Below are 17,070 nucleotides of genomic sequence, written 5' to 3'. Positions count from 1 at the left end.
CCGACCCCGGATCAGCCGTGCTGGCGCGACGGCCTGCGCGGTCGGCGGGACCAGTGGCGGGCGAACTCCGCACGGCGCTCCGTGAGAGCCCACACCACCCGGACGGCCGAGCGGGGCGCGAGCGTGGCGCGGAGCCGTGCGGCGCGGTCCACGGAGGCCCGCAGAGCCGCCCGTACCGCGAGGGCGTCCTCGGCGAGGCCGGAGGCCGGCCGGGGCTGCGGCGCGTAGAGCACCTGCTCCACGGCCCCCGCGATCCGGTGCACCGCGGCAGCCGCGGTGGAGTCGAGCCGCCCCAGCCGCACGACGCGCGCCGCGGCCTTGCGCGGGGTCAGCGACTCGTCCGGCACGATGCCGTGGTCCCATGCCGAGTCGGTGATCTCCCGCCAGGCCGCCAGGACGCGGGCCCTGGCGTCCGCAGGCGTGCGTCCCTCGGACGAGCTCAGCCGCCGGGTCCGGGCACGGACCCGCCAGAGCAGCGGCAGCAGAGGCAGCAGCAGCACCAGCAACGCGCCGAGAACGATCAGGGTCACCGTGCCGGCGGGGGTCCCCGGATCGGTGGGGCCCACCGCGCCCGGCGCCGCAGAGGCACCGCACTCACCCTGGCGGCGCATCTGCGCCGGGCAGCTCTCCGAGGCGGACGGCGCGGCGCTCGGCGCGGCGGAGGCGCTCGTGGACGGCTGCACCGGGTTGGCCGCGTCGCCCGAGGGGGCGTCGGGCCGGGTGTACGCCGGGGTGGTGCCCCGCGTAGGTGTCGGCTCGAACCGGGTCCAGCCCACACCCTCGAAATACAGCTCGGGCCAGGCGTGCGCGTCCCGCAGCCCGACCGAGGACGCCCCGTTCGCCTGGACGGTGCCCGGCGTGAAGCCCACCGCGACCCGGGCCGGGATGCCCAGCGTCCGGGCCATCGCGGCCATCGTGAACGAGAAGTGGACGCAGAAGCCCTGCTTGTCCTTGAGGAACCGGCCGATCGCCGCCGATCCGGTCCCCGAGGTGACCGTCGTGTCGTAGATGAAGCCGCCCGAGGAGGAGAACCAGTCCTGCAGCTTCACGGCCCGTTCGTAGTCGCTGGCCGAGCCCTGCGTGATCTTCCCCGCCGTCTCGGCCACCACGTCCGGCAGCGAGCCGGGCAGCCGGGTGTACTCCCGTGCCAGTGCCTCCGGCGGCGGACCCGCCGCCGCGAGCTGGGCCGCGGTCGGTTCGACCACCAGACTGCCGACCTCGTACCGGGCGCCACGCGTCGTCTGGCCGTCGTCGCCGACGAGGGTGCGGCCCTCGGGCTCGTACCGCCAGCGCCCGCCGACCTTGACCTCGGTCACGGGGTAGGGGAGCGGCAGATAGGTCTGCTGGTACGAACGCGACGCCGCGATGTTCGTCCTGATCTCGGTCACGGCGACGTCCGGGCTCAGCCCGGTGGGATCGGGGAGGCGCTCGGGCACATCCTTGAGCCGACGGGTCGAGGACCGCCACTCGCTACCGTTGAACTGGTCCAGGGCCAGGATCCGCAGATAGAGGTCCTGGGGGTTCCCGGAGTTGGTGCGATACGTCATCACCTCCCGGTTCTCCGGCTGATTGAGGTTGTTCTGCAGCGAGACCAGCGGATTCACCGCGGAGATGGTGCCGCCTCCGCTGCCCTTGCCGTTCCCGGTGCCCGTACCGCCCAGCAGACCGCCGTCGAGAGCGGGCAGAGCCGCGGGGACGACCAGGGCGATGCCCAGGGCCATGGCGCCGATGCGCCGCCCGGTGCGGACCGGGGCCGTCGCCCCGCTGCCGGAACCGACGAGCCCGGCCAGACCGTCCGAGGACCGGGCGACGCCGCCGAAGACCCGCCCCCACTGGGACAGCCGGTCGCGGCCCTCGGCCAGCAGGAGCAGGAGATAGCCGCAGGCGGCGAGCAGGAACCACAGCCAGCTCGCTCCGCCGTCGGCCAGCCCGGCGGCGACCGAGTACAGCGCGAGCAGCGGCAGCCCGGCCGGGGCCGCGCTGCGGAAGGTCACCGCGAGGGCGTCCACCGCGAGCCCGATCAGCAGCACACCGCCGATCAGCAGCAGCCGGATGCCGTCCGTCGTCGGTGCCGGAATGGAGTACGTGCCGACATCGTCGGCGCCCGCCGTGAGCAGTGCCCCGAGCCGCTCGACCGCCTCCGGTCCGGGCAGGACACCGAAGAGCGCGTGGTCCCTGGCGAACACCACGGTCAGCACCAACAGGGTGACCAGCGCCTGAGCGGCCACGGTCAGCGACCTGGCCGGCGTCATCCGGCGGGCGAACGCGCCCGCCCCGCCCTGGATCGCGAGCAGGACCACTGCCTGCGGCAGCCACCCCGCCGACTCCACCAGTGGCAGCAGAGCGCCCGCCGCCATCAGCGTCGCCGCGAAGGCACACAGCGCCAGCCGGGTCCGCCCGCTCATGACCATCCCCCCGAGAAACCTGTCGAACCGCCGCTCCCGGCGCTCTGGGTGCCGTCGGGCAGCTGACCCGCCTGCTGCCACAGCCGGGTGAGTTCCGCCCCGGCGGGCACCGGCACCGCGATCCAGCCCGCCTCGCGCAGCAGCCGCAGCCGCTCGTCGGCGCCCGCGCCCCGCTCGCCCCCGCCGTGCACCCAGGCCCCGCTGTCCAGGACGAAGGCGACGGCCGCGCCGCTGCGCTGCCGCATCCGGGCCGCCACCGCCGTCTGCTCCTCGTCGAGATCGCCGAAGAAGGCGATCAGCAGTCCCTCGGCACCGCCGCGCAGCACGTCGTGGGCGCGCGACAGGCCACCGCCGTCGGACTGCTCGACGACCGCGAGGGTGTCCAGCATCAGCCCGGCCGAGTCCGCGGACTCCTGGGTCGAACCGGCGAACCCGTCGGAGCCCTCACCCGGCACCGAATCCCCGTTGTCCGTCAGCAGCCGTACCGCGAAGCCGCGCTCCAGCATGTGCACCAGCGCGGACGCCGCGCCCGACACCGCCCACTCGAAGGCCGAGTCGGGCCCGGCCCCCTGATAGCCGATCTGCCGGGTGTCCAGCAGCACCGTGCACCGGGCCCGCTGCGGCTGTTCCTCGCGCCGCACCATCAGCTCGCCGTAGCGCGCCGTGGAACGCCAGTGGACCCGGCGCAGATCGTCGCCGTGCCGGTAGCCGCGCGGGATGACATCGTCCTCACCGGCCAGGGCCAGCGAGCGCTGCCGCCCGTCGCCGTATCCCGACGCCTCTCCCGCGAGCCGCAGCGTGGGCAGGGGTTCGGTACGCGGGATCACGATCAGGGTGTCGTACGCGCTGAACGAGCGGGTCAGCTCGCACATACCGAAGGGGTCACTGAGCCGCAGTTGCAGCGGGCCCAGCGGGTAGCGCCCGCGCAGGTCGGACCTGACCTTGTAGGACACCTCGCGCCGGCCGCCCGCCTCCACCCGGTCCAGTACGAAACGGGGGCGCGGCCCCAGCACGTACGGCACCCGGTCCTGGAGCATCAGGAGCCCGGTGGGCAGCCCGGACACATTGTCCATCCGCAGATGCACCCGCGCCTCGGAACCGGCGGGCACCCGCGACGGCGACAGCCGCCGGCTGCCCGCGACCCGGTAGCGGGTGCGGTAGAGGACCGTCACACACAGCAGCGGCAGTACGGCGAGCAGCAGCCCGACCCGCAGCAGGTCGCCCTGGCCCAGCACATAGGCGCAGACCGCGGCGGCGACACCGGCGGCGAGGAAGGACCGTCCCCGGGTGGTCAGCCCGCCCAGGGCCGCCCGCAGACCGCCCTTGTCGTCGCCGCTCTCCACGGCACCGGGCTCCCCGGCCGCCATCACAGGCGCCGTGCGCCGGGCTGCTGCTGGCCGTACGCCGGGCGGCCCGGCAGGTGCGGGGACCGCACGTCGGCCGCGGTGCCACCGGCCGAGGTCGGCACGGGTGTGCGCTGAAGGATCTCCAGCACCACCTGTTCGGCCGTGCGGCGGTTCAGCTGGGCCTGCGCGGTGGGCAGCAGGCGGTGCGCGAGGACCGCTGTCGCGAGCGCCTGTACATCGTCCGGCAGCGCGTAGTCGCGCCCGCTGAGGGCGGCGGAGGCCTTCGAGGCGCGCAGCAGGTGCAGGGTCGCGCGCGGCGAGGCGCCGAGTCTGAGATCCGGGTGGTTACGGGTGGCCCCGACCAGCTCCACCGCGTACCTGCGGACGGAATCGGCGACATGGACGGTGCGCACCGCGTCGATCAGCTTCACGATGTCGTGGGCGTGCGCCACCGGCTGGAGGTCGTCCAGCGGCGAGACGCCGCCGTGCACGTCGAGCATCTGGAGCTCGGCCTCCGGGCTGGGGTAGCCGATCGAGACCCGGGCCATGAAGCGGTCGCGCTGGGCCTCGGGCAGCGGGTAGGTGCCCTCCATCTCCACGGGGTTCTGGGTGGCCACCACCATGAACGGGTCGGGCAGCTCGTACGTCTGTCCGTCGATGGTGACCTGGCGCTCCTCCATCGACTCCAGCAGCGCGGACTGGGTCTTCGGCGAGGCGCGGTTGATCTCGTCGCCGATCACGATCTGGGCGAAGATGGCGCCCGGTTTGAACTCGAAGTCCCGCCGCTGCTGATCGAAGATGGACACACCGGTGATGTCCGAAGGCAGGAGATCCGGTGTGAACTGAATGCGCCGCACCGAGCAGTCGATGGACCGCGCCAGCGCCTTGGCCAGCATGGTCTTGCCGACCCCGGGGACATCCTCGATGAGGAGATGCCCTTCCGCGAGCAGCACGGTCAGCGAAAGCCGTACGACCTCAGGCTTGCCTTCGATCACACCTTCCACCGACCGGCGCACCCGCTCCGCTGTGGTGGTCAGATCTGTGAGGCTCGCTCGATCGTCATAGGTCGTCACCCGGCCCTCCTCGGCCCTTTGCGCATGGGCCGGCGTGCGCTTCCGCCCCGGCCCACCCCGAAATTCGGACACCGCGCCGGAGGACCCGGGGCGATGTCACCCCCGCATTCTTGTTGCCGTTACCGCTTCGTGTCACTCGCCTGTGGATAAGTGGGTGCGATATGTCGGCTGTTGCCGGGGTTTCGGTGTCCTGATGCCGCCGGAGGAGGGGTGGGGCGGGTCCGTCAGGAAGCGGGAAGGATCTCGCGCAGCAGGCCGGTGGTGACATCGAAGACGAAGCCGCGGATGTCGTCGGTGTGCAGGAGGAACGGCGACGTGCGTACGCGCTGCATCGACTGGCGGACGTCCTGGTCGGCGTCCGAGTAGGCCTCCACCGCCCAGACCGGCCGCTGGCCGACCTCGTGCTCCAGCTCCTGCCGGAAGTCCTCGGTGAGCGATTCCAGGCCGCAGTTGGTGTGGTGGATGAGTATGACGCTGCGGGTGCCGAGTGCCCGCTGGCTGATCGTGAGCGAGCGGATCACGTCGTCGGTGACCACGCCGCCCGCGTTGCGGATGGTGTGGCAGTCGCCGAGTTCGAGGCCGAGCGCGTCGTGCAGGTCGAGGCGGGCGTCCATGCAGGCGACCACGGCGACGTGCAGCACCGGCCGTGCGTCCATGCCCGGGTCGCTGAACTCGTCCGCGTACCGGGCGTTCGCCTCGACCAGGCGGTCGGTGACCGTGCTGCCGGGACTGGCCGTGCCCGGGGCGGTCGTCACGGGTTCGGCGGGGGAGTGCGCGGAAGTCGACATGAAGATGACGTTAGCTCTCCCAGCTGGACGAAGCCTGCTGTGAGAGTGGACAAAGAACGTCAACGAGGCTTGTTGTGAGGTAACCCACAAGCCTCATGGAGATGCGCCCGGTCGGGTGAGCTCCGGGGTGTGCCGGCGGCGGGCCGACGCGCTGCCCGGTTCGTTGATCGGGAATCGATCGAATGGCAGGGTGGACTAAAGTGACGCGAAGTTACCGACACACCCCGCACATATCGCGCATTCCATAGATACAGATGTCGTACGTTCCGTTTTTCCCCGTGCTGTGCGGTGTTACGTGCGGCCCGGCCCTCTCCCGCTCTCGGTCGGCCGACGCCCCTTCCCCGGCGCCGGCGGACCTCCCCTTCAGGGCGGGCGGGGACCAGGACGCACGCGCTGCCGCACGGGACTGAGCCTGAGAGGGCGCTTTGAGCCAGACCCGACATGTCCCGGTGATGCTCCAGCGGTGTCTGGACCTGTTGGCCCCGGCTCTGGAAACCCCGAGCACCGGGGCGCCGGTGGTCGTCGACTGCACCCTCGGCCTCGGTGGCCACAGCGAGGCCCTGCTCTCCGCCTTCCCCACCGCCCGGCTGATCGCCCTGGACCGGGACAAGGAAGCGCTGCGGCTCTCGGGTGAACGGCTCGCCCCGTACGGCGACCGGGCCACTCTGGTGCACGCCGTCTACGACGAGCTCCCCGAGGTGCTCGCCCGGCTGGGCGTCCCCAAGGTCCAGGGCATCCTGTTCGACCTCGGCGTCTCCTCCATGCAGTTGGACGAGGCCGACCGCGGGTTCGCGTACGCCCAGGACGCCCCGCTCGACATGCGCATGGACCAGACGACCGGCATCGGCGCCGCCGAGGTGCTCAACACCTACCCGCCGGGCGAACTCGTCCGGATCCTGCGCGCGTACGGCGAGGAGAAGCAGGCCAAGCGGATCGTCTCCGCCGTAGTGCGCGAGCGCGAGAAGGAGCCGTTCAGCAACAGCGCCAGGCTCGTCGAGCTGATCCGCGACTCCCTGCCGCAGGCCGCCAAGCGCACCGGGGGAAACCCGGCCAAGCGCACCTTCCAGGCCCTGCGCATCGAGGTCAACGGCGAACTCACCGTCCTGGAGCGGGCCATCCCGGCCGCCGTACGGAGCCTCGCGGTCGGTGGCCGCATCGCGGTCCTGTCCTACCACTCGCTGGAGGACCGGCTGGTCAAGCAGGTCTTCGCGGCCGGCGCCGCCAACACGGCGCCCCCCGGGCTGCCCGTCGTCCCCGAGCGCTACCAGCCCCGGCTGAAGCTGCTCACCCGGGGCGCGGAGCTGCCCACCGAGGAGGAGGTCGCCGAGAACCGGCGCGCCGCCCCCGCCCGGCTGCGCGGTGCCCAGCGCATCCGCGAGGAGGAGCGATGAGCGCTCCCGGAGCGTCGGAGGCGGCGACCGGTGCCGTGACGGGCCGGAGGTCCGATGCGGTGACCGGCCGGACGTCCGAGACGGTGACGGGTGCGGCGAGCGGGGCGGTGACCGGCGTGACGGCCGAGGCGGCAGGGGCGATGCGGTGAGCAAGTCGGCCGCGCAGTTGAAAGGGCGGGCCGGACGGCTCGCCCGGCTGATGCCGTCGGGGCCCACCAACGCGGCCCGCACCCCCTTCGTCCTGCTGGTCGTCCTGCTCCTGGGCGGCGGGCTCATCGGCCTTCTCCTGCTGAACTCCGCACTGAACGAAGGATCGTTCAGGCTGAGCGAGCTCAAGAAGGAGACCACCGAGCTCACGGACGAGCAGCAGGCCCTCCAGCGGGACGTCGACGGATACTCCCAGCCCGACGCGCTGGAGCGCCGCGCCCGGGAACTCGGCATGGTGCCCGGCGGCAGCCCCGCCTTCCTCGACCCGGACGGTACGGTCCGCGGGGTGCCCGCGGAGGTCACCACCGAGCCGTCCCCCACCCCGGAGCCGGAGCCCGAGACCAGCGAGCCCACCGTCCCGGCCGCGCCCTCGGACGGCACGTCACCGGGCGCCACGCCCACCCCCGACGCCTCCGAGGCCGCCGGCCCCACGCCCGCCGCCCCCGAAGCCCCCGGGGGCCTGGCGAGCGGCGCCACCGGAACAACCCGCGAGGCGCCCGCCGGGCCCGCCGACCCCGCAGCAGAGACCGTGCCGCCGCGCACCGCGGCGACCCCGCCCACGACGAGCCCCGGCAGGTGACGCAGTGCCGCCCAAGGAACCGCCGCGCCGCCGCGTACCCGGCCCCACGCGCCCGCGCATGAACGGAGCGGGCGGCTCCGGCCGCCCCCGGTCCACCGTGCGTCCCGAGGGCGGACGCCCGCGCCCCGCTCCCCGGCGGCCGGGCACCAAGGCCGATCGCAACCGTGCCCGGCGCACGCTGCGTCTGGGCAGTCCCCGCCCCCGGCTGCGCCTGGTCGGCCTCGGCCTGACGGTCGTCATGCTGGTCTTCGTGGCCCGGCTGCTCCAGGTCCAGGCCGTCGACGCCAGTGCGTACGCGGCCAAGGCCGACGAGAACCGCTACCTGGAGTACACGGTGGCCGCCGAGCGCGGCGAGATCACCGACCGCAGGGGCATCGCCCTGGCCACCAGCGTGGACGCGCACGACATCACCGCCGACCCCAAGATGTTCACGCCCGAGGACAGCAAGGCCGCCGACGCGCCGCAGCAGGCGGCGGCCCTCCTCGCGCCCATCCTCGGCAAGGACGTCGAGGAGCTGACCAAGAAGCTGTCGACGCCCAAGAGCCGCTACACCGTCCTGGCCCGCCGGCAGACCCCGCAGGTCTGGAAGCAGATCAAGGACCTCAAGTCCGTCTTCGCGGAGAAGGCCGCCAAGGACAAGGCCGGCGGCGGCCCGGGGGCCAACGTGCTCGCCGGTGTCCTCCAGGAGCCCACCACCAAGCGGGTCTACCCCAACGGCGACCTCGCCGCCGGGATACTGGGCTTCGTCAGCGCCGACGGCAAGGGCGGCGGCGGACTCGAATCGCAGCTGAACAAACAGCTCGCGGGCGAGGACGGCAAGATCAGGTACGCCCAGTCCGGCGGCCGCAGGGTGCCCACCGCGGGTGCCCGGGAGATCCCGGCCGTGTCCGGCTCCGACATCGAGCTGACCATCGACCGGGACATCCAGTGGGCCGCCCAGCGGGCCATCGCCGACCAGGTCAAGAAGTCCAAGGCCGACCGCGGCTATGTGATCGTGCAGAACACGAAGACCGGCGAACTGCTGGCCATGGCCAACGCCCCCGGCTACGACCCGAACGACCTCTCGCAGGTCAACGGGGCGGCCCTGGGCAACGCGGCCCTCCAGGACGTGTACGAACCCGGCTCCACCAGCAAGGTCATGTCCATGGCCGCCGTGCTGGAGGAGGGTGCCGCCACGCCCGGCACACACGTCACCGTGCCCAACCGGCTGCACCGCGGCGACCGGCTCTTCAAGGACGACATCGACCACCCCACCTGGTACCTGACGCTCAACGGCGTACTGGCCAAGTCCAGCAACATCGGCACCATCCTGGCCACCGGACAGCTCGGCAAGACCCAGGCCGAGTCCAACAAGGTCCTGCACTCCTACCTGCGCAAGTTCGGGCTCGGCAGCAAGACCGGGCTCGACTACCCGGGCGAGTCACCCGGCATCCTCGCCGAGCCGCAGGACTGGTCGACCTCGCAGCAGTACACGATCCCGTTCGGCCAGGGCCTCTCGCTCAACGCCGTACAGGCCGCGTCGGTCTACTCCACGATCGCCAACGACGGGGTCCGGGTCGCCCCCAGCCTCGTACGCGGCACCAAGGGCTCCGACGGCCGCTACACCGCGGCCCCGGACCCCGAGCGGAGCCGGGTGGTCAGCACGAAGACCGCCAAGACACTGGCGTCCATGCTGGAGTCCGTCGTCGGCAACGAGGAAGGTACCGGGACCAAGGCCAAGATCCCCGGCTACCGGGTCGCGGGCAAGACCGGTACGGCCAACCGCGTCGACCCGGTACGTGGTGTCTACAAGGGCTACACGGCCTCCTTCGCGGGATTCGCGCCCGCCGACAATCCACAGATCACCGTCTACTGCGCGATCCAGAACCCGACCAGTGGCAGCTACTTCGGCGGCCAGATCTGCGGACCGATCTACAAGCAGGTCATGGAGTTCGCGCTGAAGACGCTCCAGACCCCACCGTCCGGCAGCGAGCCCGCCCGGCTGCCGGTGTCCTTCAAGCCCGGCGAGTGACAAGGGGGTGCGCGAGCACGCCCCGAGGGAAGCCCCAGTGACAACCATCACCCCCGATCCCGGGAACCGGAACGAGAACTACCGCAACCCGGGTCCCTCGCTTCGCGAGAGGCCGGGTCAGCCCGGTACGCTCACCGCCGTGCCCCACGCTGATCAGTCCCAAACCACCCAGAAGGACGCGCCTGTGACCTATCCGGGAGCGCCCCGACCGGACCGGCTCCGGCCCACTTCCCTCGGCGAGCTGGCAGCCCGGCTCCAGGTCGAAGCACCGCGAACCGGCGAGGTCACGGGCATCACCCACGACTCGCGCGCGGTACGGCCGGGCGATGTGTACGCGGCCCTGCCCGGCGCCCGCTTCCACGGCGCCGACTTCGCCGCCCAGGCCGCCGGGCTCGGTGCCACCGCGGTCCTCACCGACCCGGCGGGCGCCGAGCGCGCCGCCGCCACCGGACTTCCGGTGCTGGTCACCGAGGACCCGCGCGGCCGGATGGGCGAGCTAGCCGCCGAGATCTACGGGCGGCCGGGCGTCGGCCTGCTCCAGATCGGCATCACCGGTACGTCCGGCAAGACCACCACCGCGTATCTGGTCGAAGGCGGACTGCGCGGCGCCGGACGCAGCACCGGGCTGATCGGCACCGTCGAGATGCGGATCGGCGACGAGCGCATCAAGTCCGAGCGCACCACGCCCGAAGCCACCGACCTCCAGGCCCTGTTCGCCGTCATGCGCGAACGCGGCGTCGAGGCGGTCGCCATGGAGGTCTCCAGCCACGCCCTGGTGCTCGGGCGGGTCGACGGCTGCGTCTTCGACGTCGCCGTCTTCAACAACCTCAGCCCGGAACACATGGAGTTCCACACCGGCATGGAGGACTACTTCCAGGCCAAGGCGCAGCTGTTCACTCCGCAGCGCAGCCGGCGGGGAGTCGTGAACTTCGACGACGAGTACGGCCGCAGGCTGATCGAGGAGGCGACCGTACCCGTCGTCACCTTCTCCGCCGAGGGCCACCCGGACGCCGACTGGCACGCCGAGGACGTCGAAGTCGGCCCGCAGGACAGCACCTTCACGGCCGTGGGCCCGCAGGGTGAGCGGATCGCCGCCCAGGCCCCGCTGCCCGGCCCGTTCAACGTCGCCAACACCCTCGCCGCCATCGTCACCCTGGCCGTCGCGGGGGTCGACCCGCAGACCGCCGCCGACGGCATCGCGGCCGTCCCCGGTGTCCCGGGCCGGCTGGAGCGGGTGGACGCGGGACAGCCCTACCTCGCGGTCGTCGACTACGCGCACAAGACCGACGCCGTCGAATCGGTCCTGCGCTCGCTGCAGAAGGTCACCGAGGGCCGGGTGCACATCGTGCTCGGCTGCGGCGGCGACCGCGACACGACCAAGCGCGGCCCGATGGGCGCCGCGGCGGCCCGTCTCGCCGACACGGCCGTACTGACCTCGGACAACCCCCGTTCCGAGGACCCCCTCGCGATCCTCGCCGCGATGCTCTCGGGCGCCGCCGAGGTGCCCGTCCACGAACGCGGTGACGTCCTGGTCGACGCCGACCGCGCCGCGGCCATCGCCGCCGCGGTCGCCCGCGCCGAGCCCGGCGACACCGTCCTCGTCGCGGGCAAGGGACACGAACAGGGCCAGGACATCCACGGGGTGGTACGCCCCTTCGACGACCGCCTCGTCCTGCACGCAGCCATCGAACGGTCCCTGGGGCGTGCACGCGCCGACGACGCACCCCCGAGCGTCACGGACCGCGCCCCTCACCACGAGAACAACAGTCAGGGATGACCCAGTGATCACCCTTTCCCTCGCCGAGATCGCCGAAATCGTCGGCGGGCAGCCGCACGACATACCGGATCAGGCAGTAGTCGTCAGCGGCCCCGTCGTCATCGACTCCCGAGAGGTGGAGCAAGGCAGCCTGTTCGCCGCGTTCGCCGGGGAGCAGGTCGACGGCCACGACTACGCGCAGCGCGCCGTCGAGGCGGGCGCGGCAGCGGTGCTCGCCGCCCGCCCCGTCGGTGTTCCGGCGATCGTCGTGGACGATGTCGAAGCCGCGCTCGGCACCCTCGCACGTGCCGTCGTGGAACGCCTCGGCACCGCCGTCGTCGCCCTCACCGGCTCCGCGGGCAAGACCTCCACCAAGGACCTGATCGCCCAGATCCTGGCGAGCAAGGCCCCCACCGTCTGGACGCCGGGCTCCTTCAACAACGAGATCGGCCTGCCGCTCACCGCGCTGCGCGCCACCGCGGAGACCCGGCACCTGGTCCTCGAAATGGGTGCCCGCGGCGTCGGCCACATCCGCTACCTCACTGGCCTGACCCCGCCGAGGATCGGTCTGGTCCTCAACGTCGGCACCGCCCACATCGGCGAGTTCGGCAGCCGGGAGGCCATCGCGCAGGCCAAGGGCGAACTGGTCGAGGTTCTCCCCGAGGAGGGCGTCGCCGTGCTCAACGCGGACGACCCCCTCGTGCGCGCCATGGCCTCCCGTACAAAAGCCCGGGTCCTTCTCTTCGGAGAAGCCCCGGATGCGGACGTACGGGGCGAGAAGGTCAGGCTGACCGAGGACGGCCGCCCCGCTTTCGAGCTCCACACACCCTCCGGGTGCAGCGACGTGACCTTGCGCCTGTACGGTGAGCACCACGTGTCGAACGCGCTCGCCGCGGCCGCCGTCGCCCATGAGTTGGGCATGTCCGTGACTGAGATCGCCGAGGCGCTCTCCGGAGCGGGCACCCTCTCCCGCTGGCGCATGGAGGTCACCGAGCGTCCGGACGGTGTGACGATCGTCAATGACGCCTACAACGCGAACCCCGAATCCATGAGAGCCGCACTGCGTGCGCTGGCTGCCATGGGCAAGGCCCGACAGGCCGGAGGGGGGCGCACCTGGGCGGTGCTCGGTCCGATGGCCGAGCTCGGCGAGGCGTCACTCGCCGAGCACGACGCGGTCGGACGGCTCGCCGTTCGGCTCAACGTCAGCAAGCTCGTCGCTGTCGGAGGAAGAGAAGCCTCCTGGCTGCAACTGGGCGCATATAACGAGGGTTCGTGGGGTGAGGAGTCGGTGCACGTGTCCGACGCACAGGCGGCCGTCGACCTGTTGCGCAGTGAACTGCGCCCGGGAGACGTCGTGCTGGTGAAGGCGTCCCGGTCGGTCGGCCTGGAGAAGGTCGCCCTGGCACTGCTGGAGAACTCGACCGAGGGCGAGGTCGCCGGCCGATGAGGCAGATCCTCTTCGCGGGGGCCATAGGGCTCTTTCTGACCCTGGTCGGTACCCCGCTGCTGATCAAGCTCCTGGCCCGCAAGGGATACGGGCAGTTCATCCGGGACGACGGCCCGCGCACGCATGGCAGCAAGAAGGGCACGCCCACCATGGGCGGCATCGCCTTCATCCTGGCGACGATCATCGCGTACGTCCTGGCGAAGGTGATCACGGGCGAGGACATGCGCTTCTCCGGCGTCCTCGTGCTGTTCCTGATGGCCGGGATGGGGCTCGTCGGCTTCCTCGACGACTACATCAAGATCGTCAAGCAGCGTTCGCTGGGCCTGCGGGCCAAGGCGAAGCTGGCGGGCCAGCTGATCGTCGGTGTCGCCTTCGCGGTGCTCTCGCTCCAGTTCGCCGACTCCAGCGGCAACACCCCCGCCTCCACCCGGCTCTCGTTCGTCGAGGACTTCGGCTGGTCGATCGGCCCGGTGATGTTCTGCGTCTGGGCGCTGTTCATGATCCTCGCGATGTCCAACGGCGTGAACCTGACGGACGGTCTGGACGGCCTGGCCACCGGTGCCTCGGTGATGGTCTTCGGTGCCTACACCTTCATCGGCCTCTGGCAGTTCCAGGAGTCCTGCGCCAACGCGGACACCCTGACCAACCCCAGCGCCTGCTTCCAGGTACGAGATCCGCTCGACCTCGCCGTGGTGGCCTCCGCCCTCATGGGCTCCTGTTTCGGCTTCCTGTGGTGGAACACCTCGCCCGCCAAGATCTTCATGGGTGACACCGGTTCGCTCGCCCTCGGCGGCGCGCTGGCCGGGCTCGCGATCTGCTCCCGTACGGAGTTCCTGATGGCCATCCTCGGTGGCCTCTTCGTGATGATCACCATGTCCGTGGTCATCCAGGTCGGTTCGTTCAAGATGACCGGCAAGCGGGTCTTCCGGATGGCACCGCTCCAACATCACTTCGAACTCAAGGGGTGGTCCGAAGTCCTTGTCGTGGTCCGCTTCTGGATCATCCAGGGCATGTGCGTGATCGTCGGCCTCGGCCTCTTCTACGCGGGATGGGCAGCCAAGAAGTGAGCAACGTGGACTGGCGGGGCAAGCGCGTCACGGTCGCCGGACTCGGCGTCAGCGGTATCCCCGCGGCCCGTGCCCTGCACCGCCTCGGGGCGCTCGTCACCGTCGTCAACGACGGCGACGACGAGCGCAGCCGTACCCAGGCGGCCGAACTGGAGGCGCACGGCATCACCGTGCGCCTCGGCGACGGCGCGACCCTGCCCGAGTCCACCGAGCTCATCGTGACCGCCCCCGGCTGGAAGCCGGACAAGCCGCTCTTCCTGGCAGCCGCCGAGGCGGGCGTCCCCATCTGGGGCGACGTCGAACTCGCCTGGCGGCTGCGCGGGCTGAACGGCGGGGAGCCGGCTCCCTGGCTCGCGGTCACCGGGACCAACGGCAAGACCACCACCGTACGGATGCTCGCCTCGATCCTCGAAGCGGCCGGGCTGCGCACCGCGGCCGTCGGCAACATCGGCGTCTCGCTGCTGGACGCGGTGCTCGGCGAGGAGACGTACGACGTACTCGCCGTCGAGCTCTCCAGCTACCAGCTGCACTGGGCGCCCTCGGTACGCGCCCACTCCGCGGCCGTGCTCAACCTGGCCCCGGACCACCTCGACTGGCACGGCTCGATGGAGGCGTACACCGCCGACAAGGGCCGGATCTACGAGGGCAACACCGTGGCCTGCGTCTACAACGTCGCCGACCCGGCCACCGAGCACCTGGTGCGCGAGGCCGATGTCGAGGAGGGCTGCCGTGCCATCGGCTTCACCCTCGGCGCCCCCGGCCCCTCGCAGCTCGGCGTGGTCGACGGCATCCTCGTCGACCGGGCCTTCGTGGCGAACCGGCAGAAGCAGGCCCAGGAACTCGCGGAGACCGGCGACGTCAACCCGCCCGCCCCGCACAACATCGCCAACGCCCTCGCGGCCGCCGCGCTGGCCCGCGCCTTCGGTGTGGAGCCCGCGGCGGTCCGCGACGGGCTGCGGGCCTTCCGCCCGGACGCCCACCGCATCGAGCACGTGGCGGACGTCGGGGACGTCGTGTACGTCGACGATTCCAAGGCCACCAACACCCACGCCGCCGAAGCCTCCCTGGCGGCCTACGACCCGGTCGTCTGGATCGCCGGGGGCCTCGCCAAGGGCGCCACGTTCGACGAGCTGGTGACCGGTGCCGCCAAGCACCTGCGCGGGGTCGTGCTGATGGGCGCCGACCGGGCGCTGATCCGCGAAGCCCTGACGCGACACGCCCCCGAGGTACCGGTGGTCGACCTCGACCGGACCGACACTGGGGCGATGTCCGAGGCGGTCCGGGAAGCGGCACGGCTCGCCCGGCCGGGCGACACCGTACTGCTGGCACCGGCCTGCGCCTCGATGGACATGTTCGCCAACTACAACAAGCGGGGCGAGGCGTTCGCGGACGCGGTCCGCGCACTCGCGGACGAGCGCGACTGACGGGCCCGGCCGCCGCGCCACGGGTGTCCCGGTGCCACCGGGCCGCCCGCGGCACCGCCGCAGGCTCCCGGGCCCGGCACCAGCCCCGGGCACGAGCAGTGGAGGGGACAGCGACAATGCCGGCCGACGAGAGTTCCGCCGTGCGCGGACCGGACCGCTCCCGTGCGGGCGGGGCGCTCAGCCGGGCGCTCACCCCGCGCCTCCTTGCCCCGCCCGCCCCCGCGGGCGCCCCGCTGCCCGGGGGCCTCGCCCTGCGCGGGCGGCTGGCCACCGGCTCCCGGCGGCCCCCGGCGCCCCGTGGCGGCGGCCGTGGCCCCGGCGGCACCCGGACACCGCGCGGCGGCGGTCCGCGCCGGCTGTACGAGCAGGCACGCCGGGCCTGGGACCGGCCCCTGACGGCGTACTACCTGATCCTGGGCTCCAGCCTCCTGATCACCGTGCTCGGGCTCGTGATGGTCTACTCCGCCTCGATGATCAAGGCGCTGGACATCGACCGGCCCGCCACCTACTTCTTCCGCAAGCAGTTCCTCGCCGCGGTCATCGGTGCCGGACTGATGCTGATCGCCGCGAAGATGCCGGTGAAGCTCCACCGGGCGCTCGCCTACCCCCTGCTCATGGGCACGGTCTTCCTCATGGTGCTGGTCCAGGTGCCGGGGATAGGGATGTCGGTCAACGGCAACCAGAACTGGATCTATCTGGGCGGCCCCTTCCAGCTCCAGCCCAGCGAGTTCGGCAAGCTCGCACTCATCCTGTGGGGCGCCGATCTGCTGGCCCGCAAACAGGACAAGCGGCTGCTGACGCAGTGGAAGCACATGCTCGTCCCGGTCGTCCCGGTCGCCTTCATGCTGCTCGGGCTGATCATGCTCGGCGGCGACATGGGAACTGCGATCATTCTCACCGCGATCCTGTTCGGCCTGCTCTGGCTGGCCGGTGCGCCGACCCGGCTGTTCGCGGGGGTACTCGCCTTCGCCGGGGTCATCGGATTCCTGCTGATCAAGACCAGCCCGAACCGGATGGCCCGGCTCGAATGCACGGCGTTCAGCGATCCCGGCCCGGACGCCTCCTGCTGGCAGGCCGTCCACGGAATCTACGCGCTGGCATCCGGCGGATGGTTCGGTTCCGGGCTGGGGGCGAGTGTGGAAAAATGGGGTCAACTGCCCGAACCACACACCGACTTCATCTTCGCGATCACCGGTGAGGAACTGGGGTTGGCGGGGACGCTGTCGGTGCTCGCCCTGTTCGCGGCTCTAGGCTATGCGGGTATCCGCGTGGCCGGACGCACGGAGGACCCCTTCGTGAGGTACGCCGCGGGAGGTGTGACCACCTGGATCACGGCGCAGGCTGTGATCAACATCGGTGCGGTGCTCGGTCTGCTGCCGATCGCCGGGGTCCCGCTCCCGCTGTTCTCCTACGGAGGGTCGGCTCTGCTGCCGACCATGTTCGCTGTCGGGCTGATGATCGCCTTCGCGCGAGATGATCCCGCCACGAAGGCGGCCCTGGCCATGCGGAGGCCCGGGGTGAGATGGAAGACGATGAGACGGCGCGTCAAGAAGCGTCCGTCCGGAGAGCGGTGAA

13 protein-coding genes are annotated in these 17,070 nt (G+C 71.8%); 9 read left to right on the top strand and 4 right to left on the bottom strand.

Features of this window, described 5'->3' with window-relative positions:
• Window positions 1–11 precede the first annotated feature (11 nt).
• From OG251_RS10045 to OG251_RS10030, 4 genes are all read right to left on the bottom strand, one after another.
• The gene (locus OG251_RS10045) at window positions 12–2,405 is read right to left on the bottom strand and encodes a transglutaminase TgpA family protein (protein WP_326676830.1); all 2,394 of its coding nucleotides are present in this window, start codon (window positions 2,403–2,405) and stop codon (window positions 12–14) included.
• Window positions 2,402–3,772 carry a DUF58 domain-containing protein gene (locus OG251_RS10040; protein WP_326676829.1) on the bottom strand — a complete coding sequence of 457 codons (1,371 nt, stop codon included), beginning with the start codon at window positions 3,770–3,772 and terminating at the stop codon, window positions 2,402–2,404. Before OG251_RS10040 ends, OG251_RS10045 begins: the two co-directional genes overlap by 4 nt.
• Complete coding sequence (locus tag OG251_RS10035) at window positions 3,772–4,824, bottom strand: AAA family ATPase (RefSeq protein WP_326676828.1); 1,053 nt, start codon at window positions 4,822–4,824, stop codon at window positions 3,772–3,774. Before OG251_RS10035 ends, OG251_RS10040 begins: the two co-directional genes overlap by 1 nt.
• A 224-nt stretch (window positions 4,825–5,048) precedes the next feature.
• Window positions 5,049–5,612, bottom strand: a complete 564-nt coding sequence (locus OG251_RS10030; RefSeq protein ID WP_073725262.1) for a beta-class carbonic anhydrase — start codon at window positions 5,610–5,612, stop codon at window positions 5,049–5,051.
• A 425-nt stretch (window positions 5,613–6,037) separates the two neighbouring features.
• On the opposite strand from OG251_RS10030, the gene rsmH reads away from it, so the two are divergent.
• The 9 genes from rsmH to ftsW all read left to right on the top strand — a co-directional run bounded on the left by rsmH (window position 6,038) and on the right by ftsW (window position 17,069).
• Complete coding sequence (rsmH, locus tag OG251_RS10025; RefSeq protein WP_326676827.1) at window positions 6,038–7,003, top strand: 16S rRNA (cytosine(1402)-N(4))-methyltransferase RsmH; 966 nt, start codon at window positions 6,038–6,040, stop codon at window positions 7,001–7,003.
• Window positions 7,000–7,152 (top strand): hypothetical protein, encoded by a 153-nt coding sequence (locus OG251_RS10020; RefSeq protein ID WP_326676826.1) that lies wholly within the window; start codon window positions 7,000–7,002, stop codon window positions 7,150–7,152. The genes rsmH and OG251_RS10020 overlap by 4 nt, the downstream gene beginning before the upstream one ends.
• Window positions 7,149–7,790, top strand: a complete 642-nt coding sequence (locus tag OG251_RS10015) for an FtsB family cell division protein (RefSeq protein ID WP_326676825.1) — start codon at window positions 7,149–7,151, stop codon at window positions 7,788–7,790. Before OG251_RS10020 ends, OG251_RS10015 begins: the two co-directional genes overlap by 4 nt.
• 4 nt (window positions 7,791–7,794) lie before the next feature.
• The gene (locus OG251_RS10010) at window positions 7,795–9,801 is read left to right on the top strand and encodes a peptidoglycan D,D-transpeptidase FtsI family protein (RefSeq protein WP_326676824.1); all 2,007 of its coding nucleotides are present in this window, start codon (window positions 7,795–7,797) and stop codon (window positions 9,799–9,801) included.
• Window positions 9,802–9,838: 37 nt separating this feature from the next.
• Entirely contained in the window at window positions 9,839–11,578 is a 1,740-nt protein-coding gene (locus tag OG251_RS10005; protein ID WP_385894715.1) for a UDP-N-acetylmuramoyl-L-alanyl-D-glutamate--2,6-diaminopimelate ligase, read from the top strand.
• Window positions 11,579–11,582: 4 nt separating this feature from the next.
• The gene (locus OG251_RS10000; protein WP_326676823.1) at window positions 11,583–13,004 is read left to right on the top strand and encodes a UDP-N-acetylmuramoyl-tripeptide--D-alanyl-D-alanine ligase; all 1,422 of its coding nucleotides are present in this window, start codon (window positions 11,583–11,585) and stop codon (window positions 13,002–13,004) included.
• The gene (gene mraY / locus OG251_RS09995) at window positions 13,001–14,071 is read left to right on the top strand and encodes a phospho-N-acetylmuramoyl-pentapeptide-transferase (protein WP_073725268.1); all 1,071 of its coding nucleotides are present in this window, start codon (window positions 13,001–13,003) and stop codon (window positions 14,069–14,071) included. The genes OG251_RS10000 and mraY overlap by 4 nt, the downstream gene beginning before the upstream one ends.
• Complete coding sequence (gene murD / locus OG251_RS09990; protein WP_326676822.1) at window positions 14,053–15,495, top strand: UDP-N-acetylmuramoyl-L-alanine--D-glutamate ligase; 1,443 nt, start codon at window positions 14,053–14,055, stop codon at window positions 15,493–15,495. Before mraY ends, murD begins: the two co-directional genes overlap by 19 nt.
• Window positions 15,496–15,611: 116 nt before the next feature.
• On the top strand, window positions 15,612–17,069 hold the full coding sequence (gene ftsW, locus OG251_RS09985; protein ID WP_326676821.1) for a putative lipid II flippase FtsW: 1,458 nt from the start codon (window positions 15,612–15,614) through the stop codon (window positions 17,067–17,069).
• Window position 17,070: the final 1 nt, after the last annotated feature.

The organism is Streptomyces sp. NBC_01237, from assembly GCF_035917275.1.
Classification (GTDB): Bacteria; Actinomycetota; Actinomycetes; order Streptomycetales; family Streptomycetaceae; genus Streptomyces.
Note: the sequence above shows the minus strand (reverse complement) of the source record. Positions and strands in the feature narration are given on the sequence as shown.